The sequence below is a fragment of the Methyloversatilis discipulorum genome (assembly GCF_000527135.1).
GTDB lineage: Bacteria > Pseudomonadota > Gammaproteobacteria > Burkholderiales > Rhodocyclaceae > Methyloversatilis > Methyloversatilis discipulorum.
The window spans coordinates 550,899-569,422 of the sequence record NZ_AZUP01000001.1; the positions used below are offsets into that span (position 1 = coordinate 550,899).

Consider the following 18,524-nt stretch of genomic DNA (forward strand, 5'->3'; position numbering starts at 1 on the left):
CTGCGAACGCCCTCGCCAGCCGGCGGGACGTTTTCCTTGTGTGCAGCCCGGCAGCGTCCGCGTGCGGGCGGGTCTGCCGGGGCTGGAGGCCAGAAGCAAGGGCGGGGCCAGTTGCGCCGACGACGGCGCGACCGCTGCCTTTGCGCGTGAGGCAGCTTCCGGGCGCGATTGTGGTGGTTGAAATGCACCAGGGTGGTTGTTTGCCTTCGTCATGACCGGTGACGCATCGGGCATGTCACACCGGGCGGGCGGGAATGCGTCGCCGGTTTGTGGGGAAGGCAGCGCCGGGGGATCGACTCCCGGTCAGTCGGCATGCTTCCTGCAGACAGTCAGACCACGGCGGCTGCATCGCCGCACAACATTCACAGACAGGAGGATGGACATGCGACCCGTATTCAAGGCGCTGGCCGGTGTGCTGGCGTCGATGACGCTGGCTGGTGGCGCGCAGGCCAATATCGAATTCGTGTTCGACTACAGCCGTGATGGCAACGGCGTCATGACGAACGAAATGAAGGCGTTGCTCGAACAGGCGGCCGGCACGATAGAGGCGAGCATTTCCGACCAGCTGAGTGCGATCGCGCCGCAGGGCGACTTCGCGCCCAGCATATTCTTCACGCCGCCGGACACCGGCACCTCGTCGCGGGCGGTCGATACCATCGGTGCCAACCAGATCTATGTGTACGTCGGCGGGCGCTCTGCGCTCGGCGCGCCACACCTGGCGCTCAGCGGCGCCGTGCGCAACGCTACGCGGCCGGCTTCGGTGCCGGCGAACGACCCCGCCTTCCTCGCTTACCGCGACGAACTGCGCAGCCGCGGCCAACCTGGCGCCATCGCCTCGACGCCGACCGACTATTCACCCTGGGGCGGCTCGCTCGCCTTCGACAGCGAAGCCAGCTTCTACGTCGACGACGACATCTCGACGCTGGAGTCCTTCGAGGGCCAGTACGACTTCTACACCGTCGCGCTGCGCGGTCTGCTCGGCATCCTGGGGTACGGCGTCGGCGGTGCGGGCACCCCGGTGGCGTCCTACCACGCCAATGTCGACAGCGAGAACCTCACCTTCGTCGGCGCCAACGCACTGGCCGAGTACGGCGAGGGCGTGCCGGTGTACTACCGTTACGATGAGGAAAACGATCAGGAAATCATCGACGAGCGCTTCCTCGACGACAGCGTGGTCAGCACCGTCAATGGCGTGGCGCAGACCGCGTTGATGACGCAGACGCTGAATACCGGCGAGCGCCGTGCGCTCACCGCACTCGATTACGCCATCCTGCGCGACATCGGCTGGCAGGCAGCGCCAGTGCCGGAACCGGCTGAGTACGCGATGTTCCTCGCCGGGCTGGGTGTGCTGGCGGCGGTGGCGCGCCGGCGCAGGGCCTGAGACGCCCGCCGGAATGAAAATGGCCTGCTCGCGCAGGCCATTTTTTTGTCCGTCAGCGGCTTCGCTTACTGCAGCGAGCGGTAGTTGTGCATCACTTGCGGCACGTAGCGCTGCGTCTCGGCGTAGGGCGGAATGCGCCCGCCGTACTTCTGCACCGCGCCCTCTCCGGCGTTGTAGGCGGCCAGCGCCAGTTCGAGCTGGCCGTCGAAGCGGGCCAGCAGGTCGCGCAGATAGAGCGCGCCGCCGAGCACGTTCTGGTCGGGGTCGAAACGGTCCGCCACGCCATAGCGGCGGGCGGTGGCCGGCATCAGCTGCATCAGACCGGCTGCGCCCTTGGGTGACACCGCCTTCGGGTTGTACGCCGATTCGGCACGGATGACCGCGTGCAGCAGACTGGCGTCGACGCCGGCCGCGCGTGCGGCGCGTTCGATCCGTGGCGCGTGCAGCCGGGCCGACGGATGTTCGGCACGCGCCGCCACCGGCGCAGCGGCAGCGTCACGCTCGCTGCGCAGCAGCAGCTCGAAGCCTTCACCGCCCGGCGCGTCGGTCAGCACCAGCGCGCCGTCGGCGTCTTCCTTCACATAGACGTCGGCCTGCGCCACGACGGCCCACAGCAGCGCGAGCAGCAGGAAAACGGATCGGGTGGTCGTTGAAGTCATCTGCAGGAAATACGCGGGCGATAGAGTTGCGGGTATTGCAAGCATGCTGCGGAATGTTTTCAGCGATATTGAAATAAAGCGGAAAGCATCGGCCTTGTTTGCTTGATGCGGTCGATGCACGGCGACTAGACTCGATACGATCATGACACGTCACATTACGGCTATGAACCGGATTTCTCAACGCGGCTTTACCTTGCTCGAACTGCTGGTGGTGATGGTCATCATCGGCCTGCTGGCCGGATACGTCGGCCCGCGCTTCTTCAGCCAGATCGGCAAGTCCGAGGTCAAGGCGGCGCGCGCGCAGATCGACGCGCTGGAAAAGGCGCTCGACCAGTTCCGCCTCGACAACGGGCGCTACCCGACCACCGAAGAGGGCCTGAAGGCACTGGTCGAGCGTCCATCGACGACCAGCAAGTGGTCGGGCCCCTATCTGAAGAAGGCGGTTCCGCTCGACCCGTGGGAGCGCCCCTATATATATAAGGCACCTGGCGAACACGGTGAATTCGATCTGAGCTCGCTCGGCAAGGACGGCCAGGCAGGTGGCACCGAAGAAGCCGCCGACATCACGAACTGGTGACATGCTTTTCCGCATCCGCGCACTCGACGTCACCAATCGCATCACGCAGCTGCAGGTCGAAGCGTCCGACGAAGCGTCGGCACGCGCACAGGTCCAGGCCGACGGCCTGACCGTGCTGTCGGCCTCGCGTGCGCACACGCTGTCGTTCAACCGGCAGCGCTTTCCGGTGCTGCTGTTTTGCCAGGAATTGCTGGCACTGCTGCGCTCCGGCCTGTCGCTGGTCGAAGGTCTTGAGGTGATGGCCGAGAAGGAGGGGCGCACGCTGTCGCGCACCGTGCTGAGCGCGCTGATCGACGCGTTGCGCCAGGGCAAGACGCTGTCGATGGCGATGTCCGCCCAGACCGCCATCTTTCCCGACCTGCTGGTGGCAATGATCCGTGCGTCCGAACGCACCAGCGACCTCGACCAGGCACTCGAACGCTACGTCGCCTACAGCGAACAGCTCGACAGCCTGCGCGGCAAGCTGGTGGCAGCGGCCACCTATCCGGTCATCCTGCTGGTGGTGGGCATGCTGGTGGTGCTTTTCCTGCTGGTGTTCGTGGTGCCGGAGTTCTCGAAAGTGTATGAAGACATTTCCACCGAACTGCCGCTGGCGTCACAGTGGCTGCTTGCCTGGGGCCATTTCGTCAAGGCGCATTCGGCCTCGCTCGGGCTGGGCCTGCTCGTCGTGGTGATCGGTGTCGTGTGGACGGTGCGTCAGCCGGCCTTCCGTCAGGGGCTGATGGCGCAGTTCGAGCGGGTGCCCGGTATCGGCAGCCGGATGCGCGTGTTCCGCCTTGCGCGCTTCTTCCGCACGGTGGGCATGCTGCTGCGCGGTGGCATTCCGGTCGTGCAGTCGCTCGAACTGGTGCGCGAACTGCTGCCGCTGCCGATGCAGCAGAGTCTGACGCGCGCGCTGCTGTCGATACGCGAGGGCCGCGCGGCGTCGGACGCCTTCACCGAAGTCGGCCTGAGCACCGCCGTGGCGTCGCGCATGCTGCGCGTCGGCGAACGGGCAGGCAACCTGGGCGACATGATGGAACGCATCGCCGCCTTCCACGACGAGGAAATGACGCGCTGGCTCGACCGCGCGACCCGGCTGTTCGGTCCGCTGCTGATGCTGGTGATCGGTCTGGCCATCGGCGGCGTCGTCGTGCTGATGTACCTGCCCATCTTCCAGCTGGCGGAGAGCCTGCAATGAGCGCGCTGCCCGCCATCACCGTGCCGTCCCCGATTGCAGGCGATCTGCTGGCGCGCGCCCGTGCCCAGGCGGGGCGTGGCTCCGTGATGCAGGCGCTGATCGAGCTGTCCGGCAGTACGTCTGACGACATGTGCGCCCGGGTCGCTGCCCAGCTGGGTCTGCCCGTGATGCACAGCGCCGATCTCAACGCGCTGACGATGACCTTGGGCAGCATCCGCTTCTCCGAGGCGCTTGCGCGTTCGGTGGTGGTGGCGACCGACGAGGCCGGCGCCCGCGTCGCGGTGGTGGCCGATCCCTACGACGCTGCGCTGCAGGACTGGCTGGCGGTCACGCTGCACGACAGCTTCGAGCTGCGCGTCGCCACGCGCGACGACATCACCGCCGCGCTGGCGCGCTTCGAGGAAAGTCAGCGCGCCTCCGCCGGCCTGCTCGACGAAGGCGAGCAGGTCAGCAGCAGTTCGGCCGAGGTGCTGTCGCTGGCGCGCATCGCCGACGACGCCAGTCCGGTCGTACGGGTGGTCAACTCGACGCTGTACGACGCGCTGAAGCAGGGTGCGTCCGACATCCACCTCGAATCGGTGCCGGCCGGCATGCAGGTGAAGTACCGGGTCGACGGCGTGATGGTGCGGGTCGGCCAGATCGCTGGCGCCGACACCGCCGAGCAGGTCGTGTCGCGCATCAAGGTGCTGGCCGAACTGGACATCGCCGAGCGTCGCGTGCCGCAGGACGGTCGCTTCAAAGTGGCCTACGCCGGCCGCGACATCGACCTGCGGGTGTCCATCATGCCCAGCGTGCATGGCGAGGACGCAGTGCTGCGGGTGCTCGACAAGGAACACCTGACCGAAGAGCTGAAGGCGCTGACGCTGGAAAGCCTGGGCTTTGACGACATCGCGCGCGCCGCGCTGCGCAAGCTGGCGGCCGAGCCCTACGGCATGCTGCTGGTGACCGGCCCGACCGGCTCTGGCAAGACCACGACGCTGTACGCCACCATCGGCGAGATCAACCACGGCCTGGACAAGATCATCACCATCGAGGACCCGGTCGAGTACCAGTTGCCGGGCGTGCTGCAGATTCCGGTGAACGAGAAGAAAGGCCTCACCTTTGCCCGTGGCCTGCGATCGGTGTTGCGGCACGACCCGGACAAGATCATGGTGGGCGAAATCCGCGACGGCGAAACCGCGGAGATCGCGGTGCAAGCGGCGCTGACCGGTCACCTGGTGCTGACGACGGTGCACGCCAACAACGTGTTCGACGTGATCGGCCGCTTCCTGCACATGGGCGTGGACCCGTACAACCTGGTGTCTGCGCTGAATGGCATCGTCGCCCAGCGTCTGCTGCGGCTGAACTGTCGTCACTGCGCCGCACCGCAGGTGCCGGAGGCCGCGCTGCTGGAGGAATCCGGCTTGGCCGGACTGATCGGCGCCGGCGGCTACGACTTCCGCGCCGGCACCGGTTGCGGCCACTGCCGGGGCACCGGCTACAAGGGCCGGCGGGCGATCGCCGAACTGCTGGTGCTGGACGACGAATTGCGCGAGCTCATCGTCACCCGCGCCCCGATGCGACAACTGAAAGAGGCCGCGCGTGCGCGCGGCACGCGCACCCTGCGCGAAGCCGGTCTGGCCCTGGTGGCCAGCGGCGAAACCAGTCTGGCGGAATTGAACCGTGTCACTTTTGTCGTCTGAGGCGCTGACGCTCGAAGTCGGTCCGCACGGCGTGTCGCTGGGCCGCCACGGCGCGGCGCAGATGCTGTCGCTGGACAATCTGGCCGCCTCGCTCGACGCCTTGCCGGCCGAGGCGACGCCGCGTCGCGCTGCGCTGCAGGTGACGGTGGACAATGCGTGGGCGCGCTGGCAGGTGATCGAGGTGCCGCCCGGCATCGTCGGCCACGACGAACAGCACGCGCTGGTGCGTGCTCGCATGATCGAGGTGTTCGGCAGCGCCGCCCAGAGCTGGGTGTTCAGCTGGGACGCACGGCCGGCGGCCAGCGTGCTCGCCTGCGCACTCGATGCCGCGCTGGTCCAGCGCCTGCAGGCCTGGTGTGCCGCACGCAGCGTGAAGCTGAAGAGCATGCAGCCGGCCTGGTTGCGCGCCTACGCCGGGTTGCGCGGTGATGCGGCGACCGGCGGCTTCGCACAGCTGCGCCACGGCTGGCTGTGCATGGGTCTGTGGTCGGGCGGCCGCTGGCTGCACGTGCGTGGCGAGGCGCTGGCCGACCCGGCCGGCATCGGGGCCGTGCTCGAGCGCCGGCTCAGCCTGTTCGACGGCGAACTGTCGGGCGGTCAGCTCTTCCTGCACGGCTCGCCGTCAGTGACGCTGCCGCGCGGCTGGCGCTGCGTGGCCGGAGGTGGCGCATGAGCAGGCGTCCGGCCGTTCCCGAAATCGATTTCGTCATCCGCCGGCGTGCGCCCGGCTGGCTGGGCTGGCTGGCCCTCGCACTCGGTTGTGCCGCCGCCGCCTTCGCGGCCGAGCGCTACGACACGCTCGGTGGGCAGGTCGAGGCGCAGCGCGCCGACAATCGCCGCGCCGCGCGCGCCGCCGAGCAGGCGCGCGTGCTGGCGCGACGCGACCAGGAGGACGCCGGTCTGCGCGCCCGTCTCGACGTCGCGCGCACGCTGTCGCTGCAGATGGCACGCGACTGGCAGCCACTGTTCGCCGATCTCGAAGCACTCGCCGGACAACACGCCGACGTCGCGCTGCTGTCGGTGGAACCGGACGCCGCGCGCGGACTGCTGCGCGTGACCGGCGAGGCGAAGGATCTGAATGCGCTGTTCGCCTACGCTGAGTCCTTCGCCGACGCGTCGTCGCTGGCGGCGCCGCGCATCGAGGTGTTCGAGTTCAAGCAGCGCGAGGGCGTGCAGGTGGTTGCGTTCTCGCTGCGTCTGAACTGGAGGCGCGCATGAAGCGGCTGCAGGCACATCTGATCTACGCCGTGGCCCGCGCCGGCTGGGCGGGCGCCGTCGGCGTGGCGCTGCTGGCGTTCGCGCTGGCCATCCACTTCGGCGCGGCAGCACCGCTGCAGGCCGAACTGGACACGCTCGAAGCCGAACAAGAGGCGCTGGCCGAGCGGGTGGCGCAGGGCGTCAAGGTCGAATCGCCGCGCGAACAGCTGGCGCGTTTCGACGCGGCACTGGTCGAGCGCAAGCGCCTGCCGTCGCTGCTGGCCGATCTGTCGAAGACGGCGACCGCCGGCAAGCTTGCGCTGGCGCGCGTCGAAAGTCGCGAGTCGCAGCCGCTGGGTTCCGGCTACGCACGCCAGGAATACGTGTTCCCGCTGCGCGGCAGTTACCCGGCTCTGCGCGCATGGCTGGCCGACATCCAGCGCCTGTCTCCGGCGGTGCTGGTCGATGACGTGCTGCTGCGCCGCGAAGACATCGCGCGCGATACGGTCGATGCCACGGTGCGCGTGTCGATCCTGATGAAGGAGGCTCCATGAACCGCAGCCTCGTCATTGCACTGATCGCGACGTTGGTCGCGGTGTGGTACGCCGCCGGCATCGAGGACGATGCTGGCGACGCGGCTGGCCTGGTCGCGGAACCGCGCACCTCGCGCAGCACGGCCGGGACGACGGCCCGCACGGCGGCGGTGGAGCAGGGGAGTGCGATCGCCGCGCTGCCGGTGCGGACCGCGGCCGAGGTCGGGCACGACCTGTTCGCCGCGCACAGCTTCCTGCCGCCGCCGCCGAAGGTGAGCGTGCAGGCCGGACCACCGCCGGCGCCGGTCGCGCCACCGCTGCCCTTCCGTTACCAGGGCCGGATGACCGAAGGCAACGCCACCGTCGTCTTCCTCGCCCAGGGTGAGCGCATGCTGGTCGCGCGCCAGGGCGATCTGCTGAACAACCAGTACCGCGTCGAATCGGTGAGCGCCAACGCTGTCACCTTCATGTTCGAGCCGCTCAAGCAGCGGCAGACCTTGTCCATCGGAAACGCCAAATGACTGCATTCTTCCCGCCCCGCCTGCGCGCGGCTTTCCTGCTTTTCGCGGCGCTGCTTGCACTTGCCGGCTGCGCCACCAACAAGGCGTTCGAGGACGGCAAACAGGCGCTGATGGCCGGCGACCAGGATCGCGCGCTCGGCCTGTTCGAACAGGCGGCGAAGCAGTCGCCGGACAACGCCGAAATCCGCGCCACGCTGTTCCGTCAGCGTGAAGTGGCTATCGCGCGCCAGCTGGCACAGGCGGAGGCCGCGCGCATCGCCGGCAACCGCGAAGCCGCCGCTGCTGCACTCGACCGCGTGCTGGCGATGGATGCGCGCAACCCGCGCGCGATTTCGATGCGTGACCAGCTGCTGCGCGGCGTGCGTCACGACGCGATGGTGACCGAGGCGAACGCGATGTTCGTGCGCAAGGACGTGTCCGGTGCCGAGGCCCGCGTGCGCAACGTGCTGGGGCAGGACGGCTCGCACGCCGGTGCGCGCGAACTGCTGCGCCAGATCGAGGAGGCGCGGCCGAAACAGCAGACGCCGGCGGCACTGGGCGACATGTTCCAGAAGACGGTGACGCTGGAATTCCGCGACACCTCGATGCGCAACGTGTTCGAGGCGATCGCGCGCTCCACCGGCATCAACTTCGTGTTCGACAAGGATGTGCGCCCAGACATCAAGGTGACGCTGTTCGTGCGCAACACGACCGTGGCCGAGGTGATGCGCCTCATCCTGATCACCAACCAGCTCGAGCGCAGCGTGCTGTCGGAAAACACCGTACTCATCTATCCGAACACCGCGGCCAAGGTGCGCGAGTACAAGGAGCTGATCACCCGCACCTTCTTCCTGGTCAACGCCGAAGCGAAGCAGGTGCAGAACCTGATCAAGACGGTGATCAAGACCAAGGACATCTACATCGACGAGCGACTGAACGTAATCGTGATGAAGGACACCGTCGACGCGGTGCGCCTGGCCGAGCAGCTGGTTGAGTCGGTCGACGTTGCCGAGCCCGAGGTGATGCTGGAAGTCGAGGTGCTGGAAGTCAGCAGCAACAAGATGAAGGAGCTGGGCATCGATTTCCCGGACCAGATCGGCTACGGCATCCTGACGCCGAACATCAGCACTACGACGAGCAATCTTGGCGTCACGACCAATTCGACGACCTTGGGCGGTCAGTTGCTGCAAGGCAATATCAATCTGAAGGACACCAACGGGCTGGTCGTGCCCTATGTCAGCAATCCCGGTCTGATCCTGAATCTGAAGGCGACCGACGGCGCCGCCAACCTGCTCGCCAATCCGCGCATCCGCGTCAAGAACAAGGAAAAGGCCAAGGTGCATATCGGCGAGAAGCTGCCGGTGTTCACGACGACCTCGACCGCCAACGTCGGCGTGTCGGCGTCGGTCACCTACCTTGACGTCGGTCTGAAGCTCGACGTCGAGCCGTTGATCCACCCGGAGGACGACGTCGACATCAAGATGACGATGGAGGTGTCGAGCATCGTCAAGGAGGTAACCGGCCCGCAGAGTTCGCTCGCCTATCAGGTCGGCACGCGCTCGACCGCGACCGCGCTGCGGTTGAAGGACGGCGAGACGCAGATCCTCGCCGGCCTGATTTCGGACGAGGAGCGCACCAGCGCCTCGCGCCTGCCGGGCCTGGGTCACCTGCCGCTGATCGGCAAGCTGTTCTCCAGCGAGCGTGGCAGCAACAACAAGACGGAGATTGTCCTGCTGATCACGCCGCGAATCGTGCGCAACCTGAGCCGGCCGGCGCACATCTCGCCCGCCTTGCCCGCCGGCACCGAGGCGGCTGTCGGCGCCGCGTCGCTGTCGATCCGTCAGTCGGGCAAGGATCAGGGCATGCGTCTGTCGAGTTCGGGCGGCGGTGTCTCGCCGGCTGCCGGTGCGGTGCAGTTCGCGTCGCCGTCGCGGGCGGTTCAGCCGGAACCGGCGCCCGCGCCGGAGCCCGAGGAAGAGGCGGGTGGCGCTGAACTGCGCATGCAGTCCTCGGGCGAAATGGCGCCGGGTGGCGAGGCGGGCGTCATCGTGTCGATGACGGCGGGCGCCGGCGTGCGCAACGCGACGGTAGAGATTGCCTATGATCCGAACGTGCTGACGGCTCTCGGAACGGTGACGGCGCCCGGTCGGGCGGCGGTAACCCTGTCCGCCGCGGGCGCGGGGCAGGAGGCGCGGGCCGAACTGCGCTTCCGCGCCGCACCGAATGCGCCGGCCGGCGCCAGCAGCGTGCAGGTGGGCAACGTCGTGGCAATCGGTGCAGACGGCAATCCGCTGCAGATCAGCGCGCCGCCGCCGGTGGATATCGTGATCCGCCCGTAAGCCAAACGCGTCGCAGATACTGCGGCGCGCGCACAAAAGAAAAGGGGAAGGCGGTTTGCCTTCCCCTTGTCCGTTTCGCGCTCCGCGAAGGCTTTATCAGCCAGCCTTGCGGTGCGCGCGGGCTTCCTTTTTCAGACGCTTGAACGTATCCGGATCGGTTGCGCGCAGGTATTCGACGACTTCCACGTCTTCACGACGGATCTTGCTGATGTCGATCTGCTCGACGTGCACCAGACGCAGCAGCGCCTGAACCGGCTTCGGCATATTGCGGCCGCTTTCGTAGCGGGAGCCGCCGCTTTGCGTCACGCCGAGGCGCGACCAGAACTGCGATTGGTTCATGCCCAGCTTCTTGCGGATTTCACGTGCGTCGATGGTATCGGTTGCTTTCATGCTCGTTGTCCTTGATGAGTTGAACATCGAAACTTCGGTGCCGGGATCCTTGAAAATCCGGTGCCTGGCTGCCTGCCGCTTCGCATAGCTGCTTACTCCCGTGCCTATAACTAAAGTCATAGACAAAACCCAGTATAAATGATCACAACGTCCTGCACCAAACAGCTTTGCATATGTTTGCAAGTCGCTTGGTATTGTCGTGGACAGCGTTTTTCGCAAGACGTTTCGCGCAGACTTCGGGCGCCCTGAACCGGAAAAGCCAAGGCGCCATGTCACCGCGGGCGGATCAGTTACAATCGCGGGTTTTCGTACAACGTCCCGGAAGTTCAGATGGCTCTCATCGTCCAGAAATACGGCGGCACCTCGGTCGGCAAGCCCGACCGCATCAAGAGCGTTGCCCGCCGGGTCGCCGGCTACGTCGCCCGCGGCCACAAGATGGTCATCGTGGTGTCGGCCATGAGCGGCGAAACCAACCGCCTGCTGGGCCTTGCCAAGGAGATTTCGCCGACGCCCGATCCGCGCGAGCTCGACGTGATCGCCTCCACCGGCGAGCAGGTCACCATCGGCCTGCTGTCGATGGCCCTGAAGGATCTCGGCCTGAAGGCGCGCAGCTACACCGGCGGCCAGGTGCGCATCCTGACCGATGACGCGCACACCAAGGCACGCATCCTGTCGATCGACGAACACAATATCCGCCGCGATCTCGATGAAGGTCACGTCGTCGTCGTCGCCGGTTTCCAGGGCGTGGACGAAAAGGGAAACATCACCACCCTCGGTCGCGGTGGTTCCGACACGACCGGTGTCGCGCTGGCTGCCGCACTCGGTGCCGACGAGTGCCAGATCTATACCGACGTCGATGGTGTGTACACCACCGACCCGCGCATCGTGCCGGAAGCCCGTCGCCTCGACCGCATCACCTTCGAGGAGATGCTCGAGATGGCGAGCCTGGGTTCCAAGGTGCTGCAGATCCGCTCGGTGGAGTTCGCAGGCAAGTACAAGGTCAAGCTGCGCGTGCTGTCCAGTTTCGAGGACGAGGGTCACGAAGGCCCGGGCACGCTGATTACTGTCGAGGAAGACGTCAATATGGAACAACCCATCATCTCCGGCATCGCCTTCAACCGCGACGAGGCCAAACTGACCGTGCTCGGCGTGCCGGACCGTCCGGGCATCGCCTATCAGATCCTAGGTCCGATCGCCGACGCCAACATCGACGTCGACATGATCATCCAGAACGTCGGCCACGACGGCTCGACCGATTTCTCGTTCACGGTGAATCGTGGCGAGTTCGCACGGGCGATGGAAATCCTCGAAAGCGTCCGTCAGCACATCGGCGCGCGCGAGATCAAGGGTGACAACAAGATCTGCAAGGTGTCGGCCGTCGGTGTCGGCATGCGTTCGCACCCGGGTGTGGCCAGCAAGATGTTCCGCACACTGGCGGAAGAGGGCATCAACATCCAGATGATTTCGACGTCCGAAATCAAGGTGTCGGTGGTGCTTGACGAGAAGTACCTCGAGCTCGCCGTGCGCGTTCTGCATCGCGCGTTCGAACTCGATCAGCCGGCGCAGTAATCAGCCGGAATAAATCGCGCGCGGGTTTGACCGGAGCGGGGCTTACCGGTATGATTCGCGCGCTTTTGCAGTACCGGAGAGGTGGCCGAGAGGTCGAAGGCACTCCCCTGCTAAGGGAGCATACGGGCCAAAACCTGTATCGAGGGTTCGAATCCCTCCCTCTCCGCCAAACAACCATTGATTCTTTAAATGGTTGCAGTATTGAAAAGATGTGCTATAGTTCTGCCTCTCTGCAGCGCGCCCGTAGCTCAGCTGGATAGAGTACTTGGCTACGAACCAAGGGGTCGGGCGTTCGAATCGCTCCGGGCGCGCCAATTTACCGCAGGGAAACAAAGAGATAGGCCAGTCGATTGACTGGCCTTTTTCTTTTGTCCTTCCCTCTCTCGGGCTGCACTCTGCAGCTACCGGCTTCCGTCCTTCATTCCTCCACTTCACCGTACGCGTATGACGTGTGCGGCATCGACCGGTGTGTATCCATTCGTCACATTCCGTCGGTGTTCTTTCGTGCGGCGGCGCGGAATGACCTTGGTAATATGACAAAGTCGTTTCATGACTTCGTTCAGGGGGAGAAGCGGGTGGTCATAAGAAAAAAGAGTGCGGGGTTCGAGGAGGAGCGGGTCACGCCGGTGGCCTGGTTGAAGGCGAAGCTCGGTGTGCCCGAGCATGCGACGTATCTTGGTTTCGGCGTGCAGAAGGACGATGGGGCGCTTTTCCTCGCCGTCTGTGATCCCGCCGGTGCGCCTGCGGGCTGGGGCTGGACCCCCTCGGTCGAGCAGGCACGGAAGTTTGTCGGCTGGCGCGAAGCGGTCGACGCATCGGAGCGCTGCGCGGGCAGCGGCGTCGTGCTGTATTTCGACTATGGCGAGGAGATCTGGGTGTTTCCAGCGCGTTAGTCGGAACGATGAAGAAGGGGCGCCTCCGGCGCCCCTTCTTCATCATCCGTAGCGCAGTTCCGTCGCCTTGCCCCAGAACACACGGTGCGCAAAGAAGGTGTAGGCGAGAATGGTCGGCACAGTGATGGCGCAGCCGGCAAGGATGAGATTCAGTGCAGCAGTGGAGCTCGCTGCCTGCCAGATCGTGATGCGATCCATCACGACGAAGGGGTAGAGGCTGTAGGCGAGGCCCAGCCCGCCCATCAGGAATACGCCCACGGTCAGGACGAAGGGCAGCCAGCACAGCGTGCCCAATGCGCGTTTGCCGTTCAGTGTCCACCACAGTGCGACGAAGCAGGCGAAGGTGGCAAACGGGATCGGCAGCAGGCCGATGAACTGCGGCAGACTGAACCAGCGTGCGCTCACCGTATCGCTGACCCAGGGCGTGGCAAGCGAAATGAGGCCCATCCCAACGACGACCGGTATCAGCGCAAGCCGTCCCCAGTGCGCTGCGCGCGACTGCAGTTCGCCTTCGGTCTTCAGCACCAGCCACGTCGCCCCCATCAGTACATAGGCGCAGGGCAGTGCGATGGCGATCGCCAGTGCGAACAGGTCGTAGGCACCGCCGTCGGCAAAGCCGGTGATGAAGCGGCCCAGCATCCAGCCCTGAGCGACCGAGGTGACGGTCGAGCCGGCGAAGAAGATGAAATTCCACAAGGGCTTGTGCGTGTCCTGTGCCTTGACCCGGAAGTCGAAGGCCACGCCGCGCAGGATGAGGCCCAGCAGCATCAGCGCGATCGGCAGGTAGAGCGCGGTCATGACGACGCCGTGCGCTTTCGGGAAGGCGATCAGCAGGATGCCGACGCCCAGCACCAGCCAGGTTTCGTTGGCGTCCCAGAAGGGACCGATGGACGCGATCATCATGTCCTTCTGTCCGTCGTCGGCACGATGCAGAAGCATGCCGACGCCCAGATCGAAGCCATCGAGCACGACATAGAGGAACATTGCCAGGCCCATCAGGCCCATGAAGATCACCGGCAGGATTTCGGCCCAGCTCATGCGCCACCTTCCTTCTTTGCGGGTTGGGTGCCGAGCAGCGTCGCCGCGCCGCCGGTGGGCGCAGGGTCGTAGCTGTCGGATGGTTTCTCGGCCATGTAGCGCAGCACACTTATATATGCGGCGATCAGCAGCACGTAGGTGATCAGGTAACCGGCCAGCGTGATCGCGATGTGCGGCGCCGGCGTCGTCGAGGCGGCGTCGGCCGTCCGGATCAGGCCGTGCACGATCCAGGGTTGGCGACCGATCTCAGTCACGTACCAGCCGGCGACCGTGGCGATCCAGCCGGAAAAGGTCATCGCGGCGATGCTGACCATGAGCCATCGCGGCGCGTGTTCGGGCTGCCAGCCCTGGCGGCGCAGCAGCCACCAGCCTGCCCAGCTCACCAGCAGCATCAGCGTGCCGATCGCGACCATGATGCGGAAGCCGAAGAACAGCGGCTTGACCGGCGGGTGCGCCTCGAACTCATTGAGGCCCCTCAGTTCGCCGTCCCATTCATGGGTCAGGATGAGGGACGCCATCTTCGGAATGCCGATGGCCATGTCGTTGCGTCGCTCGGTCTCGTTGGGCAGCGCGAACAGCAGCAGCGGTGCGCCCTTCTCGGTCTCCCACACCCCTTCGATCGCGGCGATCTTCTGCGGTTGATGCTGCAGCGTGTTCAGGCCGTGCATGTCACCGACCAGGATCTGTACCGGAATCAGCACCGCCGCCAGCGTGATCGCGGCGCGCAGCGCCAGCGGCGTCGAGGCGTTGGCCTTGCCGCGCAATACCTGCCATGCGGACACGCCGGCGACCAGGAAGGCCATCGTGAGAAAGGAGGCCAGCAGCATGTGCGCGAAGCGGTAGGGGAAGGACGGGTTGAAGATGATTTCCATCCAGCTCGTGACATGGAATTCGCCGTTGATGATTTCGTAACCGACCGGCGTCTGCATCCAGGAATTGAGCACGAGGATCCAGAACGCGCTCATCGTCGTGCCGAAGGCGACCAGGAAAGTTGCAAGCATGTGCACGCGCTCGCTTACCCGTCCATGTCCGAACAGCATGACGCCGAGGAAGGTCGCTTCGAGGAAGAAGGCGGTCAGCACTTCGAAGCCGAGCAGCGGTCCGGCGATGTTGCCGACTTTCTCCATGAAGCCCGGCCAGTTGGTGCCGAACTGGAAGCTCATCGTGATGCCGCTGACCACGCCGAGCGCGAAGGTGAGCGCGAAGACCTTGGTCCAGAAGCGGTAGGCGGTCAGCCAGGGCCGGTGGCTGGTCTTCAGCCAGCGCCAGCGCATGAACAGCAGCATCCAGCCGAGCGAGATCGAGATCGTCGGGAACAGGATGTGGAAGGTGATGTTGGCGGCGAACTGGATGCGCGCCAGCAGGACGGGGTCAAGATCCATCGGTGTGTCTCACTCCTTGCTGCCGGATTTGAGCTGGCCGGTCAGTTCCAGCAGTTTCTGGACTCTTGCGCCCATCCGCATCAGCTTGGCCAATGTCTGGGCGTCGAGTCTCTGTACGTCGTCGAACCAGTTGCTCATCAGTTCGATCAGGTCGTGCATGCCCTTCATGCGCTCCTGGGCGACCCTGTCTTCCTCGCAGCTCGGTGTTTCGAGCAGCGCGCTGCGCAGCATCGACAGGGTCGGTTCCATCTCGCGCCGTCGGCGCTCCTCCGCCAACGTGCGGAAGATTTCCCAGGCGTCGCTCGGTGCCTCGAAATACTCGCGGCGGTCGCCCGCCACGTGCTTGAGCTTCACCAGCCGCCAGGACTGCAACTCCTTCAGCCCCATGCTGACGTTCGATCGCGAATAGGACAGCGTCTCGGCGATCTCGTCGGCGCACAGCGGCTTCGGCGACACGAAGATGAGCGCGTAGATCTGGCCAACCGTGCGGTTGATGCCCCAGCGGCTGCCCATCTCGCCGAAGTGCGCAACGAAGCTATGTACCAGCGGTGTCATGGTCTTCGGACTTTTCAAGTGCTATCTGAATGGTCGTTAATATAAATCAAATTTCAGAAAATACTGAAATTTCGGAAAGATCTGATCGTGACTCTGGCCACGGACCGGTCGTGCGTGAAGGCGGCTGGCGTCGATCCGTGATCGTGGGCAGTGTCGGCCTCCGCCCGCGCGCCGGCGTTGCGGTGCAGCACGCAGGCAGACGGGGCGCGCCGGTATTGGTACAATCTCAGGTTGTCCTTCCGTTTCCCTAGCCGCCTTTACCGGAGATACCCATGGCCGCAGAACGTACCCTTTCGATCATCAAGCCCGACGCCGTTGCCAAGAACGTGATCGGCAAGATCTACCAGCGTTTCGAAGACGCCGGCCTGAAGATCGTCGCTTCCCGCATGACCCAGCTGTCGCGCGCCGAAGCCGAAGGCTTCTACGCCGTGCACCGCGAGCGTCCTTTCTTCAAGGATCTGGTCGATTTCATGATTTCCGGCCCGGTGATGATCCAGGTGCTGGAAGGCGAGGGCGCCATCCTGAAGAACCGCGACCTGATGGGCGCCACCGATCCGAAGAAGGCTGCGCCGGGCACCATCCGCGCCGATTTCGCCGACTCGATCGACGCCAACGCCGTGCACGGTTCGGATGCTCCGGAAACCGCCGCCGTCGAGATCGCCTACTTCTTCCCGGCGCTGAACGTTTACTCGCGCTGAGAGCACACGAGTGACCCGCACCAACCTGCTGCAATTCGACGCCGAGGGCTTCGCCGACTTCTTCACGAGTCTGGGCGAGAAGCCCTTCCGCGCGCGGCAGGTGATGCGGTGGATACACCGCAATGGCGAAGGCGATTTCGACGCGATGAGCGATGTCGCCAAGTCCTTGCGTGCCAAGCTGGCGGACATTGCCTGCGTCGAGGCCCCGGTGCCGGTGCGTGACAGCACCAGTACCGACGGCACGCGCAAATGGCTGATCGATGTCGGTGCCGGCAATGCGGTGGAAACCGTGTTCATTCCGGAAGAGCGTCGCGGCACGCTGTGCATTTCGACGCAGGCCGGTTGCGCGCTGGACTGCGCTTTCTGCTCGACCGGCAAGCAGGGTTTCAACCGCAATCTCGAAGTGTCGGAAATCATCGGCCAGCTCTGGCTCGCCAACCGTGCGCTTGGCGCCGTGCGTGGCGGCGAGAACGACGGTGAGCGCGTGATTTCCAACGTCGTCATGATGGGCATGGGCGAGCCGCTGGCCAATTTCGACGCCACGGTGGCCGCGCTCAAGCTGATGCTGGACGACAATGCCTACGGCCTGTCGCGCCGTCGTGTGACGGTGTCGACCTCGGGCATCGTGCCGGCGATGGATCGCCTGCGCGACGCCTGCCCGGTGGCGCTGGCAGTGTCGCTGCACGCACCGAACGATGCGCTGCGCGACGAGCTGGTGCCGATCAACAAGAAGTACCCGCTGCGCGAGCTGCTGGCCGCCTGCCTGCGTTATCTCGATCGCGCGCCGCGCGATTTCATCACCTTTGAGTACGTCATGCTCGACGGTGTGAACGACAGTGACGATCATGCGCGCCAGCTGGTGGATATCGCCCGCCAGGTGCCGTGCAAGTACAACCTGATACCGTTCAACCCGTTCCCGCAGGCGCCTTTCGGGCGTTCGTCGAAGGAGCGCATCCGCCGCTTTTCCGAAATCCTGATGGCCGAAGGCATCGTCACCACGACGCGCAAGACGCGCGGTGACGACGTCGATGCCGCATGCGGCCAGCTCGCCGGCCAGGTGCTCGACCGCACCCGGCGCACCCGCAAGACCATTCCGATCCAGGAGGTTCCCGCACGGTGAAAAGATTGATTGCAGGCGCGGCCGCCGCGCTGTCCGCGGTATGGCTGTTGGCCGGGTGCGCCGGTGGCCAGACGGCCCGGCCGGGCACCGCCGCACCGAACGCCCCGTCTACGCCGGCGTCCGACTACCGGCCGGTCGAGAACATCGTTACCGGCGCCGCCCGCACCCGCGCCAAATCGCACACCGAGCTCGGTCTGGCTTATCTGGAGGCGGGCAATGTCGCGGTGGCGCTGGACGAAGGCCGGCAGGCCTTGCGCGACGATTCGTCCTACGGCCCCGCCTACAATCTGATGGGTCTTGCCCACATGTACCTGCAGGAGCGTCCGCAGGCGCGGGAGAACTTCGAAAAGGCATTGCGCCTGTCGCCCAGCGACCCGGACATCAACAACAATTTCGGCTGGTTCCTGTGCCAGAGCGGTGAGCACGCACGTGCGATGGAACTGTTCAATACGGCGATCAAGAACCCGCTTTATGCGCACCCGACCCGCCCCTACACGAATGCCGGTCTGTGTGCGATGGAGGCGGGCGATCTGGCCGGGGCCGAGGTGAATTTCCTGCGTGCGATCAACGCCGATCCGGACAACCTGCAGGCGCTCTACAACCTCGCGGCCCTGTTCTATCGCCGGGCGAACTTCTACGAGGCGCGCAAGTATCTGAGCGACTTCCACGCCAAGACCGACCCGGTGGCGGAAAGTCTCTGGCTGGCCGTGCGTATCGAACGCAAGCTCGGTGACAAGGCGTCGGAATCGGGGTTTGCCGGTCAGTTGCGCCGCCGCTTTGCCGGTACGCCGCAGCACCAGGCGCTGATGCAGGGGAACTACGACTGATGAC

19 protein-coding genes and 2 tRNA genes are annotated in these 18,524 nt (G+C 65.4%); 16 read left to right on the forward strand and 5 right to left on the reverse strand.

The features are described 5' to 3' along the window. The first annotated feature begins 382 nt into the window (after positions 1 to 382). Positions 383 to 1,381, forward strand: coding sequence for a PEP-CTERM sorting domain-containing protein (locus METFAM1_RS0102490; protein ID WP_232419623.1), 999 nt, complete (start codon positions 383 to 385; stop codon positions 1,379 to 1,381). A gap of 65 nt (positions 1,382 to 1,446) precedes the next feature. Here the strand turns inward: METFAM1_RS0102490 and METFAM1_RS0102495 are convergent, their stop codons facing one another. After that, positions 1,447 to 2,040: a lytic transglycosylase domain-containing protein gene (locus METFAM1_RS0102495; RefSeq protein WP_019917950.1), complete on the reverse strand. Its 594-nt coding sequence runs from the start codon at positions 2,038 to 2,040 to the stop codon at positions 1,447 to 1,449. Between the two features lie 163 nt (positions 2,041 to 2,203). On the opposite strand from METFAM1_RS0102495, the gene gspG reads away from it, so the two are divergent. The 8 genes from gspG to METFAM1_RS0102535 are packed head-to-tail and all read left to right on the forward strand — an operon-like array spanning position 2,204 to position 10,048. Continuing rightward, entirely contained in the window at positions 2,204 to 2,617 is a 414-nt protein-coding gene (gene gspG, locus METFAM1_RS0102500; RefSeq protein ID WP_024300395.1) for a type II secretion system major pseudopilin GspG, read from the forward strand. A 1-nt stretch (position 2,618) separates the two neighbouring features. Further along, a complete protein-coding gene (locus METFAM1_RS0102505; RefSeq protein ID WP_019917952.1) occupies positions 2,619 to 3,797 on the forward strand; it encodes a type II secretion system F family protein in 1,179 nt (392 codons plus the stop codon). Next, the gene (locus METFAM1_RS0102510) at positions 3,794 to 5,479 is read left to right on the forward strand and encodes a GspE/PulE family protein (RefSeq protein WP_019917954.1); all 1,686 of its coding nucleotides are present in this window, start codon (positions 3,794 to 3,796) and stop codon (positions 5,477 to 5,479) included. The genes METFAM1_RS0102505 and METFAM1_RS0102510 overlap by 4 nt, the downstream gene beginning before the upstream one ends. Next, positions 5,460 to 6,152 carry a hypothetical protein gene (locus METFAM1_RS0102515; RefSeq protein ID WP_232419624.1) on the forward strand — a complete coding sequence of 231 codons (693 nt, stop codon included), beginning with the start codon at positions 5,460 to 5,462 and terminating at the stop codon, positions 6,150 to 6,152. The genes METFAM1_RS0102510 and METFAM1_RS0102515 overlap by 20 nt, the downstream gene beginning before the upstream one ends. After that, the gene (locus METFAM1_RS0102520) at positions 6,149 to 6,697 is read left to right on the forward strand and encodes a hypothetical protein (RefSeq protein WP_019917957.1); all 549 of its coding nucleotides are present in this window, start codon (positions 6,149 to 6,151) and stop codon (positions 6,695 to 6,697) included. Before METFAM1_RS0102515 ends, METFAM1_RS0102520 begins: the two co-directional genes overlap by 4 nt. Continuing rightward, the gene (gene pilO, locus METFAM1_RS0102525) at positions 6,694 to 7,230 is read left to right on the forward strand and encodes a GspMb/PilO family protein (RefSeq protein ID WP_019917958.1); all 537 of its coding nucleotides are present in this window, start codon (positions 6,694 to 6,696) and stop codon (positions 7,228 to 7,230) included. Before METFAM1_RS0102520 ends, pilO begins: the two co-directional genes overlap by 4 nt. Beyond that, the gene (locus METFAM1_RS0102530) at positions 7,227 to 7,730 is read left to right on the forward strand and encodes a hypothetical protein (protein WP_019917959.1); all 504 of its coding nucleotides are present in this window, start codon (positions 7,227 to 7,229) and stop codon (positions 7,728 to 7,730) included. Before pilO ends, METFAM1_RS0102530 begins: the two co-directional genes overlap by 4 nt. Continuing rightward, the gene (locus METFAM1_RS0102535) at positions 7,727 to 10,048 is read left to right on the forward strand and encodes a secretin GspD/PilQ domain-containing protein (protein WP_019917960.1); all 2,322 of its coding nucleotides are present in this window, start codon (positions 7,727 to 7,729) and stop codon (positions 10,046 to 10,048) included. Before METFAM1_RS0102530 ends, METFAM1_RS0102535 begins: the two co-directional genes overlap by 4 nt. Positions 10,049 to 10,144: 96 nt before the next feature. Here the strand turns inward: METFAM1_RS0102535 and METFAM1_RS0102540 are convergent, their stop codons facing one another. Further along, positions 10,145 to 10,438, reverse strand: coding sequence for a helix-turn-helix domain-containing protein (locus METFAM1_RS0102540; RefSeq protein ID WP_019917961.1), 294 nt, complete (start codon positions 10,436 to 10,438; stop codon positions 10,145 to 10,147). A gap of 330 nt (positions 10,439 to 10,768) precedes the next feature. On the opposite strand from METFAM1_RS0102540, the gene METFAM1_RS0102545 reads away from it, so the two are divergent. The 4 genes from METFAM1_RS0102545 to METFAM1_RS21130 all read left to right on the forward strand — a co-directional run bounded on the left by METFAM1_RS0102545 (position 10,769) and on the right by METFAM1_RS21130 (position 12,900). Continuing rightward, entirely contained in the window at positions 10,769 to 12,007 is a 1,239-nt protein-coding gene (locus METFAM1_RS0102545) for an aspartate kinase (RefSeq protein ID WP_019917963.1), read from the forward strand. Between the two features lie 75 nt (positions 12,008 to 12,082). Continuing rightward, positions 12,083 to 12,176: transfer RNA gene (locus METFAM1_RS0102550), tRNA-Ser, on the forward strand. A gap of 68 nt (positions 12,177 to 12,244) precedes the next feature. Then, positions 12,245 to 12,321: transfer RNA gene (locus METFAM1_RS0102555), tRNA-Arg, on the forward strand. Positions 12,322 to 12,456: 135 nt separating this feature from the next. Beyond that, a complete protein-coding gene (locus METFAM1_RS21130; protein ID WP_232419626.1) occupies positions 12,457 to 12,900 on the forward strand; it encodes a hypothetical protein in 444 nt (147 codons plus the stop codon). 42 nt (positions 12,901 to 12,942) lie between these two features. Here the strand turns inward: METFAM1_RS21130 and METFAM1_RS0102565 are convergent, their stop codons facing one another. The 3 genes from METFAM1_RS0102565 to METFAM1_RS0102575 are packed head-to-tail and all read right to left on the reverse strand — an operon-like array spanning position 12,943 to position 15,893. After that, entirely contained in the window at positions 12,943 to 13,938 is a 996-nt protein-coding gene (locus METFAM1_RS0102565; protein WP_019917966.1) for a cytochrome d ubiquinol oxidase subunit II, read from the reverse strand. Next, the gene (locus METFAM1_RS0102570; RefSeq protein WP_019917968.1) at positions 13,935 to 15,320 is read right to left on the reverse strand and encodes a cytochrome ubiquinol oxidase subunit I; all 1,386 of its coding nucleotides are present in this window, start codon (positions 15,318 to 15,320) and stop codon (positions 13,935 to 13,937) included. The genes METFAM1_RS0102565 and METFAM1_RS0102570 overlap by 4 nt, the downstream gene beginning before the upstream one ends. Before the next feature lie 9 nt (positions 15,321 to 15,329). Further along, positions 15,330 to 15,893, reverse strand: coding sequence for a GbsR/MarR family transcriptional regulator (locus METFAM1_RS0102575; RefSeq protein WP_232419627.1), 564 nt, complete (start codon positions 15,891 to 15,893; stop codon positions 15,330 to 15,332). 254 nt (positions 15,894 to 16,147) lie between these two features. Between METFAM1_RS0102575 and ndk the strand changes: the two genes are divergently transcribed. From ndk to pilW, 3 genes are read left to right on the forward strand one after another with little or no spacing between them, the layout of a single operon-like run. After that, the gene (gene ndk, locus METFAM1_RS0102580) at positions 16,148 to 16,573 is read left to right on the forward strand and encodes a nucleoside-diphosphate kinase (protein ID WP_008058959.1); all 426 of its coding nucleotides are present in this window, start codon (positions 16,148 to 16,150) and stop codon (positions 16,571 to 16,573) included. A gap of 10 nt (positions 16,574 to 16,583) precedes the next feature. Beyond that, positions 16,584 to 17,693 (forward strand): dual-specificity RNA methyltransferase RlmN, encoded by a 1,110-nt coding sequence (rlmN, locus tag METFAM1_RS0102585; RefSeq protein ID WP_019917971.1) that lies wholly within the window; start codon positions 16,584 to 16,586, stop codon positions 17,691 to 17,693. Beyond that, positions 17,690 to 18,520 carry a type IV pilus biogenesis/stability protein PilW gene (gene pilW, locus METFAM1_RS0102590; RefSeq protein WP_024300396.1) on the forward strand — a complete coding sequence of 277 codons (831 nt, stop codon included), beginning with the start codon at positions 17,690 to 17,692 and terminating at the stop codon, positions 18,518 to 18,520. The genes rlmN and pilW overlap by 4 nt, the downstream gene beginning before the upstream one ends. Positions 18,521 to 18,524 lie beyond the last annotated feature (4 nt).

What these genes read in the sequence shown, in the direction of transcription:
- ndk (WP_008058959.1), top strand. Translation starts at nt 16,148, where the DNA reads ATGGCCGCAGAACGTACCCTTTCGATCATCAAGCCCGACGCCGTTGCC.
- METFAM1_RS0102565 (WP_019917966.1), bottom strand. Translation starts at nt 13,938, where the DNA reads ATGAGCTGGGCCGAAATCCTGCCGGTGATCTTCATGGGCCTGATGGGC.
- METFAM1_RS0102505 (WP_019917952.1), top strand. Translation starts at nt 2,619, where the DNA reads ATGCTTTTCCGCATCCGCGCACTCGACGTCACCAATCGCATCACGCAG.
- METFAM1_RS0102535 (WP_019917960.1), top strand. Translation starts at nt 7,727, where the DNA reads ATGACTGCATTCTTCCCGCCCCGCCTGCGCGCGGCTTTCCTGCTTTTC.
- METFAM1_RS0102570 (WP_019917968.1), bottom strand. Translation starts at nt 15,320, where the DNA reads ATGGATCTTGACCCCGTCCTGCTGGCGCGCATCCAGTTCGCCGCCAAC.
- METFAM1_RS0102495 (WP_019917950.1), bottom strand. Translation starts at nt 2,040, where the DNA reads ATGACTTCAACGACCACCCGATCCGTTTTCCTGCTGCTCGCGCTGCTG.
- METFAM1_RS0102545 (WP_019917963.1), top strand. Translation starts at nt 10,769, where the DNA reads ATGGCTCTCATCGTCCAGAAATACGGCGGCACCTCGGTCGGCAAGCCC.
- METFAM1_RS0102510 (WP_019917954.1), top strand. Translation starts at nt 3,794, where the DNA reads ATGAGCGCGCTGCCCGCCATCACCGTGCCGTCCCCGATTGCAGGCGAT.
- gspG (WP_024300395.1), top strand. Translation starts at nt 2,204, where the DNA reads ATGAACCGGATTTCTCAACGCGGCTTTACCTTGCTCGAACTGCTGGTG.
- METFAM1_RS0102540 (WP_019917961.1), bottom strand. Translation starts at nt 10,438, where the DNA reads ATGAAAGCAACCGATACCATCGACGCACGTGAAATCCGCAAGAAGCTG.
- METFAM1_RS0102530 (WP_019917959.1), top strand. Translation starts at nt 7,227, where the DNA reads ATGAACCGCAGCCTCGTCATTGCACTGATCGCGACGTTGGTCGCGGTG.
- METFAM1_RS0102490 (WP_232419623.1), top strand. Translation starts at nt 383, where the DNA reads ATGCGACCCGTATTCAAGGCGCTGGCCGGTGTGCTGGCGTCGATGACG.
- pilO (WP_019917958.1), top strand. Translation starts at nt 6,694, where the DNA reads ATGAAGCGGCTGCAGGCACATCTGATCTACGCCGTGGCCCGCGCCGGC.
- METFAM1_RS0102520 (WP_019917957.1), top strand. Translation starts at nt 6,149, where the DNA reads ATGAGCAGGCGTCCGGCCGTTCCCGAAATCGATTTCGTCATCCGCCGG.